This is a genomic window from Candidatus Marifrigoribacter sp. Uisw_064 (assembly GCF_047730175.1).
Taxonomy (GTDB): Bacteria; Bacteroidota; Bacteroidia; order Flavobacteriales; family Flavobacteriaceae; genus Marifrigoribacter.
The window spans coordinates 439417-456670 of sequence record NZ_CP159833.1; the positions used below are offsets into that span (position 1 = coordinate 439417).

8 protein-coding genes are annotated in these 17254 nt (G+C 34.2%); all 8 read right to left on the reverse strand.

The window, feature by feature from the left end; genetic code table 11:
- Window positions 1-178 precede the first annotated feature (178 nt).
- The gene (locus ABXT64_RS02060; protein WP_443633727.1) at window positions 179-4354 is read right to left on the reverse strand and encodes a T9SS type A sorting domain-containing protein; all 4176 of its coding nucleotides are present in this window, start codon (window positions 4352-4354) and stop codon (window positions 179-181) included.
- 380 nt (window positions 4355-4734) lie between these two features.
- Window positions 4735-5643 carry a glycoside hydrolase family 17 protein gene (locus ABXT64_RS02065; protein WP_443633728.1) on the reverse strand — a complete coding sequence of 303 codons (909 nt, stop codon included), beginning with the start codon at window positions 5641-5643 and terminating at the stop codon, window positions 4735-4737.
- 32 nt (window positions 5644-5675) lie between these two features.
- Window positions 5676-8033: an MFS transporter gene (locus ABXT64_RS02070; protein WP_443633729.1), complete on the reverse strand. Its 2358-nt coding sequence runs from the start codon at window positions 8031-8033 to the stop codon at window positions 5676-5678.
- A 5-nt stretch (window positions 8034-8038) separates the two neighbouring features.
- Window positions 8039-9535: a glycoside hydrolase family 30 protein gene (locus ABXT64_RS02075; RefSeq protein ID WP_443633730.1), complete on the reverse strand. Its 1497-nt coding sequence runs from the start codon at window positions 9533-9535 to the stop codon at window positions 8039-8041.
- A gap of 25 nt (window positions 9536-9560) precedes the next feature.
- Complete coding sequence (locus ABXT64_RS02080) at window positions 9561-10856, reverse strand: glycosyl hydrolase family 17 (RefSeq protein WP_443633731.1); 1296 nt, start codon at window positions 10854-10856, stop codon at window positions 9561-9563.
- A gap of 12 nt (window positions 10857-10868) precedes the next feature.
- On the reverse strand, window positions 10869-14327 hold the full coding sequence (locus tag ABXT64_RS02085; protein ID WP_443633732.1) for a hypothetical protein: 3459 nt from the start codon (window positions 14325-14327) through the stop codon (window positions 10869-10871).
- Between the two features lie 127 nt (window positions 14328-14454).
- Complete coding sequence (locus ABXT64_RS02090; RefSeq protein ID WP_443633733.1) at window positions 14455-15282, reverse strand: glycoside hydrolase family 16 protein; 828 nt, start codon at window positions 15280-15282, stop codon at window positions 14455-14457.
- A 34-nt stretch (window positions 15283-15316) separates the two neighbouring features.
- Entirely contained in the window at window positions 15317-17254 is a 1938-nt protein-coding gene (locus ABXT64_RS02095) for a carbohydrate-binding protein (RefSeq protein WP_443633734.1), read from the reverse strand.

The following is a 17254-nucleotide window of genomic DNA, read 5'->3' on the forward strand; positions in this document are numbered from 1 at the left end:
TATTTTGCGTTTACCAGCATCTGTTGCTTGTCCAAAATTATATCACGAGCAACAGTAATTCTTGTTCAAACAAAAAAACTCATAATAAGCATTTTTCAGAAGCTAAATAAACTAAAAAAAAAGTGCGCTATCATCAGTAAGATAGCGCACTTTATTATAGCTATTTTAAATACTACACCTATTGCTTAATCAGCTTTATAGTTTTAGTTCCTACCGAAGTATTTATTCTTGAAAAATACAATCCTGTTGGTAAGCTAGAAGCTTCAATGATAGCTTCACTTGCGTTTGGAAATATCTCTAATACTATTCTGCCTTGAACATCTACTATTTGTATTGAGTCAATAGTCTGATTAGTGATTCTAATATTCCAAACATTGTGAGTTGGGTTTGGATAAGAAATAATTGATTGCAATTCATTGTCATCTAAACCTAAATCAGTTTCCACCTCAATATCATCGTAGTAATATGTTGTCCCATCTCCTGGTAAATCAACTACAAACTCAAAGAAGACAATTACTGTTGTAAAATCTATCCCTGCTGTTTGTCCTGTGAAATCCCATGTAAGTGTTTCCCATTGATTCTCAAGGGTAGTCATCGCATCCAATTCTACAAAAGCTCCGCCAACAGCTTCCAGTTTCAATCGAACTGGTATGCCTGCTTTTGGTGACCATGTTTTTATGGAAATCATTTCCGAAGCAGAAAAATCTATCGGTGTATCTAAGCCCATTGCCGTTCCAGCAAAAAATTGTGCTCCTACTGTTTTGGTTGTTCTAACTACGGTAGCACTTGTATTCTCACCAGACATATCTGGATTAGGCTCTACTGCTGAATCTGCTCCTTCAAATCCTACTAAAGCATAATCGGCTGTCGTACTCTCAAAGCCTACTGGTAATTCAACTAGATCCATAGCAGGTAACATTACTTCTATATCATCGTAGTAATATGTTGTCCCATCTCCTGGTAAATCAACTACAAATTCAAAGAAGACAATTACTGTTGTAAAATCTATCCCTGCTGTTTGTCCTGTGAAATCCCATGTAAGTGTTTCCCATTGATTCTCAAGGGTAGTCATCGCATCCAATTCTACAAAAGCTCCGCCAACAGCTTCCAGTTTCAATCGAACTGGTATGCCTGCTTTTGGTGACCATGTTTTTATGGAAATCATTTCCGAAGCAGAAAAATCTATCGGTGTATCTAAGCCCATTGCCGTTCCAGCAAAAAATTGTGCTCCTACTGTTTTGGTTGTTCTAACTACGGTAGCACTTGTATTCTCACCAGACATATCTGGATTAGGCTCTACTGCTGAATCTGCTCCTTCAAATCCTACTAAAGCATAATCGGCTGTCGTACTCTCAAAATCTACTGGTAATTCAACTAGATCGCCAGCAGATACTGGTCCAAAAGATATATTGTCAAAATAAATAATATCATCAGCTGTACGATCTATAAAATCGGGAAAGATAATAATTTGATCTAAGCCTGTTGTTTCCCCCAGTCCTATATAACCAGAAAAATCTATGTTAATTAACTCCCACTGGTTTATTAAGGTATTAGCTACTTTAAGTTCTGGCTGGGCTCCACCCGACGGTGTTGCAAATTTTATTCCTATATCACTAATTTTGGTTTTCCAAACCATGATGCTAACTAAAGCATTCTCAGCTGTCAAATCAAAGCTTCCAAGATCACTACCGTGCATAGATTCTACTCCTGCCCAGGGATTTCCTGCATCACGCGCTGTAAATTTTGCAACGGTCGTTGAGGTATTGATTCCAGATGGATCTGGATTAGTGACAATTTCTAATGCAGGGTCGTCGTCATTTTCGAACACAGTCCATGTCCAATCTGCACCTTGTCCTCCCACTTCAAAATCTATAGGAACATTTGGACCATCATTATTCGCTTCAACTACTTCAATATCATCATAGTAGTATATACTTCCATCACCTGGCAAACCATCTACAAATTCAAAGAACACAACTACCTTAGTAAAATCTATACCAGCAGTTAATCCTGTAAAGTCCCACGTAAGTGTTTCCCACTGATTCGTTAACGTCGTATTAACATCTAATTCTAAAAACGCACCACCAGAATTTTCTAATTTTAACCTTACTGGTATATCTGCTTTTGGTGACCATGTCTTTATGGAAATCATTTCTGAAGCAGAAAAATCTATTGGAGTGTCTAATTCCATTTCTGTTCCTGCCCAAAATTCTGAGCCAGTAGTCTTGGTTGTTCTTACTACAGTAGTACTTGTATTCTCACCAGACATATCTGGATTCGCCTCTACTGCGGAATCTGCACCTCCAAAGGTAATTACATTATAATCAGCTGAAGAACTCTCAAAGTCTACTGGTAATTCAACTAAATCCATAACAGGTGCTAACACCTCTATATCATCATAATAGTATATACTTCCATCACCTGGTAAACCATCTACAAATTCAAAGAACACAACTACCTTAGTAAAATCTATACCAGCAGTTAATCCTGTAAAGTCCCACGTAAGTGTTTCCCACTGATTCGTTAACGTCGTATTAACATCTAATTCTAAAAACGCACCACCAGAATTTTCTAATTTTAACCTTACTGGTATATCTGCTTTTGGTGACCATGTCTTTATGGAAATCATTTCTGAAGCAGAAAAATCTATTGGAGTGTCTAATTCCATTTCTGTTCCTGCCCAAAATTCTGAGCCAGTAGTCTTGGTTGTTCTTACTACAGTAGTACTTGTATTCTCACCAGACATATCTGGATTCGCCTCTACTGCGGAATCTGCACCTCCAAAGGTAATTACATTATAATCAGCTGAAGAACTCTCAAAGTCTACTGGTAATTCAACTAAATCCATAACAGGTGCTAACACCTCTATATCATCATAATAGTATATACTTCCATCACCTGGTAAACCATCTACAAATTCAAAGAACACAACTACCTTAGTAAAATCTATACCAGCAGTTAATCCTGTAAAGTCCCACGTAAGTGTTTCCCACTGATTCGTTAACGTCGTATTAACATCTAATTCTAAAAACGCACCACCAGAATTTTCTAATTTTAACCTTACTGGTATATCTGCTTTTGGTGACCATGTCTTTATGGAAATCATTTCTGAAGCAGAAAAATCTATTGGAGTGTCTAATTCCATTTCTGTTCCTGCCCAAAATTCTGAGCCAGTAGTCTTGGTTGTTCTTACTACAGTAGTACTTGTATTCTCACCAGACATATCTGGATTAGGCTCTACTGCGGAATCTGCACCTCCAAAGGTAATTACATTATAATCAGCTGAAGAACTCTCAAAGTCTACTGGTAATTCAACTAAATCCATAACAGGTGCTAACACCTCTATATCATCATAATAGTATATACTTCCATCACCTGGTAAACCATCTACAAATTCAAAGAACACAACTACCTTAGTAAAATCTATACCAGCAGTTAATCCTGTAAAGTCCCACGTAAGTGTTTCCCACTGATTCGTTAACGTCGTATTAACATCTAATTCTAAAAACGCACCACCAGAATTTTCTAATTTTAACCTTACTGGTATATCTGCTTTTGGTGACCATGTCTTTATGGAAATCATTTCTGAAGCAGAAAAATCTATTGGAGTGTCTAATTCCATTTCTGTTCCTGCCCAAAATTCTGAGCCAGTAGTCTTGGTTGTTCTTACTACAGTAGTACTTGTATTCTCACCAGACATATCTGGATTAGGCTCTACTGCGGAATCTGCACCTCCGAAGGCAATTACATTATAATCAGCTGAAGAACTCTCAAAGTCTACTGGTAATTCAACTAAATCATCTGTTGGCGTACCAAATGAAATATTGTCAAAATAAATAATATCATCTGCTGTACGATCTATAAAATCGGGAAAGATAATAATTTGATCCAAACCTGTTGTTTCTCCAAGTCCTATATAACCAGTAAAATCAATAGTAATTAACTCCCATTGGTTAATTAAGGTATTCGCTACTTTAAGTTCTGGTTGAGCTCCACCCGGCGGTGTTGCAAATTTGATTCCTATATCACTAATTTTGGTTTTCCAAACCATGATGCTAACTATAGCATTTCCAGCTGTCAAATCAAAGGTTCCAATATCACTTCCATGCATGGATTCAACACCTGCCCAGGGATTTCCTGCATCACGCGCTGTAAATTTTGCAACGGTCGTTGAGGTATTGATTCCAGATGGATCTGGATTAGTGACAATTTCTAATGCAGGGTCGTCGTCATTTTCGAACACAGTCCATGTCCACGTATTTCCGAATTCTCCAGGTTCAAAAGTGACCGGAGCATTTTGCGCTAAACCTCCAGTAAAAATTAATAGTGCTATTAGCTGTATAATTTTTTTCATAATAATATAATAAAAGAGTTATGAATTATTTAATTATCGAAAGGATATTTTTCGATATTCTCAAATATAAGGTCTATAAAGTGTGATATCCATATTTTGTACCGCTACAAAAAACATACAATCAAAAAAAAGATATATATATCAATACGAAAAACACTTAACATTATACATAACTATAGGTTCAAGAGTATTTACTGTCCTGAAAAAGGTGTTAAAAATCTTAAAAAATTAGAATTGTATAGGTAATGTTGTGTGATTTCAATACATGTTAGTACTTGCTTTCCACCTATATCTTTCTGTTGTGGATTTCAAACGTACTATTAAGGATAAAAGGTGATTTATTTTAAAATTATTTAGTCATTTTATTTTGAAATACTTTACTAAAACTTAAGCTTTTCATCTTTATCCCAAAGCCCCCAATACGCACCAACAATACCTTCATCACCAACCTTCCATGACTCGTCAAAGGAAGAGAAATAGAACATTTCAATATTTGCTTTTGCAGACCATACTTGGGCATTTATAAAGTATTTCATAGCACTTTCATCTGAAGGAAAAGCGCCTTTTAAATTCTCTCCATGATTTGGCCAACCTGTTTCTGTTATGATAACTTTTTTACCTTTACAAGCGTGTGTAGCTTGACCAAACATTTGTTGCATATGATTTAACGAATCTTCGATACTACAACCTTCCCAAAATGGGTAGCAGTTACTTAAAATAACATCGCTTATATCTACTAATTTTGGATGTCTTGAGAATTCATAGTAAGCATCAACATATCCTACAGGTATATTTGGAAGTGCATTTTTTACGCGTTTTATATATCCTAATAACTCCTCTAACGATAAATCATTTCTATATAACACTTCATTACCAACGGCTGCAATATCTACAAAGCCTTGTTTCCCTAATTTTATTAAACCTTCAATCTCCTTCTCGTTATCTTCTTTATTATCTCCTAACCAAGCCCCAACCAAAGTTTTTAGTCCATGTTTATGAGCTATTTGTGGAACATACTCATTCCCTTCAATACAAGAAAATGAACGCACCCATTTTGAGTACGGTTTCATAATTTTAATTCGTCTTTCAACCTGAGCTTCTGTAATAAGGTCTCCTGGTTCCTGTCCATCTTCATACATACTAAAACACAAGCCATGCATTCCGTTTTCCAAAGTTTCTTTCCAGAGTCTCTTTAATTCAACAATTGAATAGCTGTTAAAATCAACTCCAACATGTTCCGTGAATTTTGTGTTTTTCAGTAAATAATTATGATCTCCTCTATATGACATTTTCTTTATTTTATTTATTCCTAGTATATTTATTAATTGTACTTTAATTTTTCGTCTTTATCCCAAATTCCCCAGCGTGCACCAAGCTCGCCCTCTACACTAACTTTCCATGACTCGTCAAAGGAAGAGAAATGGAACATTTCAACACTTTCTAGAGTCGCCCATTCTTGAGTTTGAATAAAATACTTCATGGCGTTTAATTGGGTTGGTTGTGCATCATCAATCATTTCACCTTGACTTGGCCAACCTGTTTCTGCAATAATTATTTTCTTACCTTTAGCAATACTTTTAGTTATGGCATACATTTGTCTTAAATGTGTTAAGGAATTTTCAATAGCAAGACCTTCCCAAAACGGGTAACAGTTAGCTAAAATAACATCTGTTGCATTAACTAAATTAGGTCGATTATAATATTCGTAATACGTATCAACGTAACCAACAGGAATATTTAAACCAGATAGTGCCTCTTTAACTCTATTAATATAATTTATTAATTCTTCTTCAGAAATATCACCACGCAGTAATACTTCATTACCCACTGCAGCAATATCAACAAAACCATTTTTAGCAAGTTTTATTAAGGCTTCAATTTCTTTTTCATTCCGCTCTTTATCTGCACTTATCCAAGCACCAACCAATGCTTTTTTACTAGCACTATGAGCTGTTTCTGGTATAAACTCATTTCCATCTGTACAAGAGAATGATCGTACCCATTTTGTATAGGGTGAAATCACTTTCATACGACGACGAATTTGTTCTTCTGAAAGAATATCACCAGCATCTTGACCTTCTATATATGGAGAAAAACACAAACCATTAATTCCTTCATTTAATCGTTTAGTATATAAGTCCTCTACTTGTTTAACATCTTTAGTACTGATGTCTATTTCTGTATAATTTTCTAATTCTAAACTACCGTTTAAAGCTATCCAGTTTCCAGCACCATAGGCTGAAGATATTTCTTTTGATTTAAATTCACCTTTACGTTTAGCTAATTGAGCACTTATTTTAAGCGCTTTTTCTTCCGTATGGTCATAATTCCGCATAATCAACATAGCTCCAAGTGTACCGAGTATTGGCAAACCTGAATAAAATAATCTTATTCCTGTAATTGACGCTTCAGTATTTACAGTATCTGGCACAAACCCTACTAAAGTCATAATAGCGCCAGTTAATAATCCTGCAATTGCAAAACCAAACTTTACCATCCACCAATAAATAGCTCCAAAAACACCTTCTCTTCGTTTTCCCGTATTTAATTCATCAACATCTATAATATCTGAAGTCATAGACATCATTAGCATAAACAAACTTCCGATTCCAAAAGAGAAAAAAGGCAATGCAAATAAAAACATATACGGTTTACCAGGAATAAATAAGAACCAAAGCATAATATATCCTAAAACAGAAATTCCTTGTGAAACCATAAAGGCTTTCTTTTTCCCCATGATATTAGACATCCTAGCCACAATAGGTATCACTAAAAAGGTAGTTGCCAAAGCACCTACACTACCTAATAAAGTTGGCCAAAGACCTGCTGCTGTTGCATCACCATTAAATAAATAATAGACTACTATAAAAAATGAAAAACCAGCAACTACATTAAAAGCGTTGAAAATTAAAAATGTAGAAAAACACAATTTTCTAAAAGCTGATATTTTGAAAGCTTCTTTAAAGTTTTCTATAATTTGTTTTAAACTACCTCCTATCGTTTTCATCGTTAAAGGAGTAAGACTTTCGTCATCTTTAGTTGATTTGCTTTTTATAAAAAAAGCAGGTACCATTGCTAGTAAAGCACAAATAACAGCAACCCAAATACCTAAAGATCTAGTAGTAACAGCTGCCCCTCCTCCAAACCATTCAGGATCATACATAACTACCCAAAACCAAGGTGCAATTACCCAAGCCCATTGTCCTATCCATTGTGCTACCGCCATGAGGTTTGTACGCTCATGAAAATCATCACTCATCTCATAGCCCATAGCTACATAAGGCACAGAAAAAATAGTAAGTCCTAAATAAAAAACTAAAGACCATATTAAGAAATATGTAAAATTATAATTTAAACCATCTGCCACATATAATTGCCACATTAATCCAAAAGAAATTCCCATAATAATAGCTCCTATAAGCACATATTGTCTACGTCTGCCCCAAATTGATCTTGTGTTATCTGAAATAAAACCCATGACTGGATCTGTAAAAGCGTCGAAAATACGCGGCAGAAAAAATAAAATTCCCCACATCCATGTTGGGAAACCATAATCTTGTATTAACACCACCATAAAAATTCCTAAAGCAGCTGGAAACATTTGATTTGCCAACATACCTAGACCGAAGGCTATCTTTTGCCCCATAGGGACTGTTTTAGAGGAATTTTTATAACTCATAATTATTAATTTTTTGTTGGTATCATTATAGTCTGAATAGCTTGACCACTTATAGTAATATCTATTGTTTTTTCTTCTAAAGACAGCTTGAAACTTTTGGATGTATTTCCTTCATTGAAAAGCACAATTGCTATGGATCCATCTGGGTTTTGAGCTGCACTTACCATAAGGTTTTCATCTGAATTTTCAACGCCAATTATTTTTGCTCCAGGTCTCATATATTTACTAAAGTGAGCTATGGTATAGTATAGTGGTGTAAAATAAACCTCATCATTATCAGGATCTACAATTATGGGTGCAACACACCAATTCTTAAACCAGTTAGGTCCGCCTTGTTTATCTAAAACCATGTTCCAGTCTACCCAACCATCTACCCAATTATTCAAACAGCCTATAATATCTCTAGCATACCGATTAACAGGTGCATATTTAGGGTGTAAATATTTTTCGCCTTCAGCGGCCCAATCCCAACCCCAATCTGTTGCTTCTTTTGACCAATACCACATATCGTCTTTCCATTTAGGCACTTCTGAATCGACACATCCTTCTGTTTCAATTAAATATTTATCTGGTGCTTTATTATGTGCATATTGTAGTTCTTCAGGGAAAAAATCATAGGTGCTCTCATACCAATGAATAGCGGTTCCTGCAAAATATTTCGAGGATGCTTCGTCTTTAAACATTTGGTCCACCCATTCTTTTAAACCAGCTCTATTTTGGTCATAACCAAGAATATTAACAGCTCCCATTCCATCAGCTTCAAGTTTTGGTCCCAAATGATTTTGCACAAAATCGGTCTCTTCTTCTGGAGAAAAATGCATGCTCTCCCAATTATTGCCGTTTCCGTGTGGTTCATTCACTGGAGTTAAGCCCCAAATATCAATACCCTCAGTTTTGTAAGCTTCAATATATTTAGAGAAAAACAGGGCGAATGTATCATAATATTCTGGCAATAATTTTCCTCCGACATAAGCCTTATTATCTTTCATCCATGGTGGTGCAGTCCAAGGTGAAGCTATAATTTTAAAACCATCGTTTGAAATTGCCATCGCTTCCTTAATCATTGGAATTAAATCATCACGATCTTCTTCTATTGTAAAGTTTTTTAATTCCATATCACCTTCAACTGGCGCGTAAGTATAATTACTAAGCGAAAAATCACAAGAGCTAATGTGAGTTCTTGTAAGTGAATAGCGAGCACCTTCGTCACTAAAATAGGCTTGTAGAATTGTATCGCGATTCTTTTTACTAAGCTTATTCAATAAATATGCTGAAGACTCTGTAAAAGAACCTCCAAATCCTGTAATCGTTTGATATTTTTGCTCTGGCAGAATTTTTATAACCGAAGATGAATCTGCAGAAGTAAATTCTGTGATTTTAGTTAATTTATTACCACTGGCAGAAGTTTCGAAAACTTCAACTTCTAATTGCTCTTGTTTTTCACTACAACTTATCATAATTACTAAAAAAAGAAAACAGAATAAATTATTTACAGCTTTCATATTATTTATATTTTAATTGATAGCATTATCTATGAACCATTATCTCGTTTTCTGTCAGTGGTGCTTCGACCTTTTCCATCAATGTATTTATATCTCCTTCAAGTGTCTTTATTATTGGGTTTCCATTTCTTGTTAAACCATCAAAAGCACCTGCATCTACTAAATCCCATAGTGCGTATTTTGCTTGTCCCTTAATTCTAAATAATCCAAAATGATTTTCAGAACCTTCAGGATTATGTGCATCTTTCCACTGTTCATTAAACGCTTCAAAATAAAAGCATGAAAGACTCACTTTATTTGTCCACTCACGCATATGATTATAGTATAGTGCTTGTTTATATTCATCAGATGCTCTAGTTCCTTCATGCCCAAAAAGCTCATTCGAATAACTAGACCAGCCCGTTTCTCCAATATGAATAGGTTTTTTAACACCTAAACCATTTACATAACTTACTACACTATCGTATTGTGAAATTGCATAATCCCGAGCCCGAAGCATCACCTTATTTATCTTATCTTTTTTTGACAAGTCAAATTCAGATTCTTTAACACCCCAAAAAACTGGGTTATAATGAGTGTCATGCATAGGGTACGTATGCATAGAAATATAATCTACTGCATTTATCAACTTTTCTAAATCTTCAACATGGTATTCTGAACCGCCACCTCCCCATGAGGCAAAATTATCTGAACTTGTAACCCAGAGTCCTTTTGGAAGCATTCTGTTTTTCTTTAATTCTTGTAAATGATTAACCCATTTTAAAATTACATTTGGTTGCACATAATAAGCTTCAGCCCATTTTACCATAGCTTCATTTCCAACTGCAATTACCTTTACGATATCAGGGTACTGATTAACTAAATCTACAGCTCTTTCTATTTCACCTTCGTTATTTGGGCTTTCAATATCATGATTCACTGGTTGATCAGTCCATGCATTTAGACAATCTATCCAAGCACCTAGCATGACATACATTTCAAAATTTGGATCTTCAGCCTTCAACTCCGAAATAGCCTCAAGCAAGTTCGGTGCATGTTTTAATTGCACATTATAGGTACGTAAAATTTTTATTCCCATTGCAGATAATATTTTCATATCATCTTTTATTTCCTTGATAGTTGGTTGACTATCCCTAGATTGTTCACGGTAGCCACCATAAGACATTGCTAAATACTTTGGATTGCCTAAAATATCTTTTGCGGTTATATTCTTTTGTTCTTTCACAAGACTATTATTAATCTTTTTATTGGTTGAATTAACACATGAGAACATACATAATCCAATACATAGAATAATAATCTGTATTTGGATTGTTTTCATATGTATTTTTTTTTAATTATTCAGTGATACAATAATTTTATTGATATCACCTGTTCTTTTAAATACTGACCTGCTCGTTTCTAAATCGAGTTGTAATGCGTTAAAATCTTTTGTGGTATTATCATTATAAATGACTTGTGTACCAATATTGCCATCAAGTTTGTAAACAACTGGAATTTGACAATAAGTAAAGCACATGGAACCTTTTTCTACTTGAATAGTTTTTAACTCTTTATTGAGGTTTGTATAGGTGAAATCTCTCGCTGTATCCAAAAACTCATCTCGTCTTAATAATCTCGGATTAAATAGTACGTTTCCATTTTCAACAAAAACACCTAACTCACCAAAACGACACAAGATATCTTCTTTTACTTGTCCTGTCATTCCTGGTTGTTGCGCTCCTTTACCTGCTGGTGTATGCGAATATGGATCTGTTGGAAAAGCACCATATAGTTTTGGCGATTTGTGAACGCCTATGCCTTCATTAATTTCATAATAATGATCTAGTAATCCGCCAATGATCACTTCGCTATCATTATTCTTAACTGCCAATAAACACGTTTCTTGAACGGCTAATAACAATTTTGAAACCATGTGCCAATAAATTGATCCAAGACCTTCATAGCCGAAAAAGGTTCCTGAACGACCTGTAAAAGCTTTGTGGTTAAAGATCTCTTCAAATGTGTTTAATAGTGTATTCTTATCTTTATTTACAAGGGTATGATACTTTTCTGGTAAATTATCTAAAGTCTGTTTTAAGCTATCTGCATTATTAAAATTTCCATTAAAATGATAATGTCCAGTTACATCCTTTTCGATTATTTGTTTGTTACCATCTTGCAATAATTGCTGCAATAATTCAGAATTTTCAACGGCCTGATTTGGTACATTGTTCTTATCTACAAAACGTGACAGTTCTTTATCTGGATAGAGTAAGTAACTGTATTGATCTGGTCTGAATAATGCACTGGATTTTAAAGCGTTCAACACTTCTAATGATTTTTCACCTGAAATATATCCCGAACTTAAAACAGCTACTTGACCTTCTAGCATTTCCGATAGGTAGGAAATCGAAATTTCAGAATCACTTGTAACAGTCATTAAATTGTATGCATGATATAATTTATCTTCCCGTTCATTAGCTCGAATAGAATGTTCTAAATACACTCTTGAAATTTGAAGGAATGCTACTAAATCAGATTTAGAAATAACACCTTTATCACTTGTAAATCCATGTTCGTAAATTTTTGTTCTGTAATCGCTTCCTGCTTGACCTAAATCATCTAAAACAGATTTTCTGTCTTTGTCTGATACTTTTCCTTTTAATATTTCTTTATGGTTATTGAAGGCTTTTAATACTTTTTGGAAGAATATTGATAGTTCTATAGAAATTTCAGAACTGTCATCCGTCATACTGTCAACTGCTTTTTCAAAGAAATTTAAAAAACGTCTTAAATAATTTAAAGTTACCATAGACACACCATTTCCTACAAGTGCATTGTTGGCATCATTCCATTCTGGTCGCTGTGTATTAAGCCATATACCACCTTCTGGAATAAAGTTGGATAATTTGGCTAAAACAGTTGCTAATAATTTTTCAATGAGGTTCACTTTGTGAATAAAGTAATTTTCATCTCTCAATAATGTACCGTCTGCTCCAAGTTCTATTCTCTTTTGATGAATTCTAGCATCTAAGTCATCATCAAAATCAATGGTATCCTTAGGGTTTGCTAATAAATCCTGATACGGTTTGATTTTATATGGAACATTAGCATAAACAAATATTTCCTGATTGAAATAGCTTGCTAATTTATTAGGGTAGTGACTTTCAATAATTTCTAAAAACTTGAGTAAGTAAATTATTTGATGGTCTCCCCAATAACCTATGTAAGACCAAGGATCATCTGGCTCAATGGTTTCCCAATCGAATCCATCTTTAGTAACACGATATGGGTTATAACCATCAAAAGTGGTTGCATTCAGAAACTTATGGATCATACTTTCTATAAATTCCGGATACGAATGCGCTAAAGCTTCCCAGTTCTGGAAAATATCGCGCCAATTACCTTCGTAATCTAAAATTTTAGAACCATCTATTTCGCTTCTTGTGTTAATAGAGAATTTATTCCAAGGGCGACTTGGATCACCATGGCGGCGACTAAATTTTAATGGCAAATATTCAAAGCATAAGCGTTTGAAGTTTTTGTCCTCATCTTTTTCTGCAATATTTATAATAAAATCTAAATCAAAACCTTCTGGCAATTTAGCTAATAACGTTTCCTTTTTCTTGAATACTTTTTTGTTAGCATTACCAATATATTTTATAAAATCACGTTTTTCAATTTGATAATTATCATCAAAAATACCACCTCGCATGATATTGAATAAAGTATTTGAAAAATGACGTGTATTGCGGAGTTTGTTATTACTAATTTGCAAAGCATCTGAAGCTCCGGCTAATTCTAATAAGCGTTTCGTGCCGTATTCAATATCTTCTTGAACTAGCTTTATTAAATTAGAATTATTTTTAATTTCTTCTGAAATATTTATAACATCGCTTATACTTTGATTCAAATTAGCGACAAACATCCATTCCTGTTTTTTCTGAGGATCTAATTCAAAATCTGAACAAATAAAATACGCACCTTTTTCAGCTTTAATATCAGTCTCTTGATGTATTGATTTTCCGGTTCTGAAGTTTTCAAGTTGTAAAGACGAAACAAGGTATTTTGGATTATTCATACCAAGTGACCAAACTATATTTGATTTCAGTGCTTCGCTTGGTTCTGCTTTATCCACAATTATGGAACTTAAAGCAAATATGCCAATTCCAGTATCTGTTTGTAACTCATTTTTTTTATAAGCATCGACCAAATTACTATAGCCGTTTTGTAAATCTGCTCCTACACCATAGGGTACAATGTTTTGTAGGCCATCTAATACTGTTACACGAACATTTGAATTGCAGGTATTTACTACCGTTGATTTTTTCACAAAACCAAAACGGTTACTTGAATTCCATTGGTATCTAAATGTTAAATCTAAATCTTTATTTACCTCTTCAAAAATGATTTTATTACCGTACTTATTTTTGTAGAGATTTCTTTTGATGCTATAAACGCCTTGATACTTATTTGAAAAAGGCTCCCATAAAAATGATTTATCATTTTTATGAACATGGAATATTGTTTTACTTCCTGTTGTCTCCGAAGATTCAGTTATTTTATCATCTGTATAATAAGGAAAAAGGGCATTCTCAGCATCCTTTCTACCTGCAGACAATCCACCATTACTGGAAATAAACATCCAGTGATTGGAGTTACTTACAAGACTCATAAAAAATGGTCTCATAGTGCTGCTATTAGAAATCTTATAATATACTTCGTTATCAAAGTGAATTAACTCCCCTTTAATTTCGTTTTCATTAAATGAAGCTTGATAATTACCTATATATATTGATGTTTTACTCATTCTATTTAATGAATCCCAAAATAAATATTTAGAGATTGAGATTTAATATGGTTAAATTTTACTTGGAGAAGATCGAGTTAAGTGTCCGACCTTTTACAAGTAAGTAATAATCTATTTTTTGTGTATTTTATTGATATATTCTCACATAATCAACCAACATAGTTTGAGGAAAAACTGTATCGGTATTTGGTGGGCCACCAAAATTACCTCCAACCGCTAGATTTATAATTATGTAAAACGGTTGATCAAATACCCATATTCCCGGAACATCGTTAGGTGTTATTTGGTTATAAAGAACATCATCAACATAAAAATTAATATAATCTGGACCCCATTCTATACCAAAGATGTGAAACTCATTATCAAAACGACTATCTTCCAAATTATAGGATTTGAAAATAGGATTCCCTCCAGAATAACCAGGGCCATGAAGGGCACTAGAAATGAGTGTTGGTTCTGAGCCTCGATTTTCCATAATGTCTATCTCACCACAATTAGGCCAACTTACCTCATCAATATTAGATCCAAGCATCCAAAAGGCAGGCCACATTCCTTGTCCCCAAGGCAATTTAATACGCGCTTCAAAACGGCCATATTTTTGTTCGAATTTCCCTTTTGTAGTTATTCTTGATGATGTATAGCCAGAACCTTCAAAAGATTCTTGTATTGCTGTTATTTTCATCATCCCATCTTCAATACTAATATTTTCTGGGCGATCTGTATAATATTGCAATTCTTGATTTCCCCAACCATCGTTTCCAGGGCCATTACCAATGTCATAATTCCACATTGCACTATCGAGTGCGCCATTAACATTAAAGTCATCCTGTATGACTAGTTGGTTCAAATTTGTAACCGTTTGATTATTATCAGTAGAGCAACTAAAAAAAGTGAAAAACGAGACACTTAATATAAAGTACTTGAACACTCTTTTATTTATTTTAAATTGATTCATACTATTTATGTTTTATATTTTCAATATTAATCTCTTAGTTATAGAAGTATAGATTATCTACAAAAAGGGTTCCTGCTGGATCATTTACAAATATTATTTGAGCTAGATTCTCGGTACTGGCAAGCCCAATAAAATCGGATAATGGAATATCGTAAGCAACCCATTCATTTGTTGCGGTTGGTCCAAAATTAATTTCATATTCTGTATCGTCACCGCCATCAAACATCCCATCAGGTCCAAAATCAACAATTTTTATTTTAAACTCATTAGCATCTGGAGACCATATATCCAAATGCAATGTTGTTGTTGCTGAAGCATCAATAATATTAGCGCCTAGGAACTCAAGACCTGTAAAATTTAAATTTGTGTATTTTAAAACGTCATTAGAAGCGATTGTTTCTATAGATAAAATAGAACCGCTATTAAAGTTATTTAGACCATCATTTCCTATGTCTGTATACGCATCACTATATATTGAAATTACATTATTAGCAATTTCATCTTCAGTAGGGGCTTCAGGAGCATCGGTTGGTGTTATAGCTTCATCATAATAATAAATATTGTCTACAAAAATGTTAGAGATTGTAGGAATATTAGAGCTATTATTAGAAATAAAGAATAATAGTCCTATCGCATCTCGTTCAGTTAAACCTCCAAAACTCGACAAAGGAATATCCAAGCTAACCCACTCATTAGATAATAGTTGTGTGTCATTTATTATGATAGAACCAGAAATTTCATTAGAAGTCTGCACTCCATTTAAAAGTTGAAGTGTTAACAGATCTCCAGCGTCTATAGCTTCTTGTACATTAATATCTAAATGAAGATGTGTCATTCCTGAAGCATTTATAGGCGCTACATTTAAAAATGTACCAATACCAACAAAATTTAATTCTGTATAACTAATAACATTATCCCCATTAATGAAAATATCATTTTGACCTTGTGTTGTTTGTCCGTCACCATTAAAATAACCGTTATAATAATCTACAGGAACATTTGTATAGGCATCACTAAAAACAGAGATTACTGTACTTGGGTCTCTTGTTGGGAATGGTGCAGGGTCATATTCTCCTAATACAGTTATGTCTAGTGAACCTGTTGCTTCAACGCCAGCTATAGAAGCTGTTAATACTGCTTGACCAACACTAAGAGCTATATAAACCCCTGAATCTTCATCTATACTTACAACGCTTGGGTTTGAAGATATCCAGCTAAAATAACTTGGTGCTGGTACAACTGCAATATCTTGTCCAGATCCCAAATTAAATGTTTGACTAACGAAAGCCCCTAAATCCCCTCCAGCACCTACAAAAGACTGTAGTATTACATCTTCACCATTATAAATCGCTGGTCTAGATTGTGCAACTGTACCCAATTTTTCAAATTGTAGTTCGTCTATCCAAAAACTCCACCCAGAGCCATCTTCAATATCGGGACCTTCAGAATACCAAAACATACCAGATTCCTGTGTTAGTTGAGATGCATCTGGAATCGGGATTGTATATTTTCTCCAATTTGTTGTTATTTGTAAAGGTTCTTGAAGCTTATTTTTATATTTATCTTCAATAAAATCTATTCCAAAACCAACTTCATTAATGGTCCTTCCTTCAGTTCCTTTCGCCCAAAATGTCAAGGCGTCGTACCCTGATAAATCTCGTGGGGAATTTACTGGAAAAGTAGCACCAGAATAAGCCCCATTAGGATCTCCAACATTAGGCACATCAAAACGCATGGATGAGGTGCCGGCATATTTTGTTTCTATATCAACACTAAAAGCTTCTAAATAAGAACCTCCAAAAGGAAAATAATTTAAGCCTGCTGTAAAGCCATCAATATAAATCTCACCATTTGTTGAAAAACCTGCTAAAGTTGCATCGTCAGATAAATCTCTTTCACAACTTAGAAATGTCGTCACAGTGATTGCTAGAAGCAATACAATTTTATAATAATTAAATTTTCTTGTTTTCAT

Bases quoted from the DNA above. Each gene is read 5' to 3' on its own strand.
- ABXT64_RS02070 (WP_443633729.1), bottom strand. From the start codon at position 8,033: ATGAGTTATAAAAATTCCTCTAAAACAGTCCCTATGGGGCAAAAGATA.
- ABXT64_RS02080 (WP_443633731.1), bottom strand. From the start codon at position 10,856: ATGAAAACAATCCAAATACAGATTATTATTCTATGTATTGGATTATGT.
- ABXT64_RS02065 (WP_443633728.1), bottom strand. From the start codon at position 5,643: ATGTCATATAGAGGAGATCATAATTATTTACTGAAAAACACAAAATTC.
- ABXT64_RS02090 (WP_443633733.1), bottom strand. From the start codon at position 15,282: ATGAATCAATTTAAAATAAATAAAAGAGTGTTCAAGTACTTTATATTA.
- ABXT64_RS02085 (WP_443633732.1), bottom strand. From the start codon at position 14,327: ATGAGTAAAACATCAATATATATAGGTAATTATCAAGCTTCATTTAAT.
- ABXT64_RS02060 (WP_443633727.1), bottom strand. From the start codon at position 4,354: ATGAAAAAAATTATACAGCTAATAGCACTATTAATTTTTACTGGAGGT.
- ABXT64_RS02095 (WP_443633734.1), bottom strand. From the start codon at position 17,254: ATGAAAACAAGAAAATTTAATTATTATAAAATTGTATTGCTTCTAGCA.
- ABXT64_RS02075 (WP_443633730.1), bottom strand. From the start codon at position 9,535: ATGAAAGCTGTAAATAATTTATTCTGTTTTCTTTTTTTAGTAATTATG.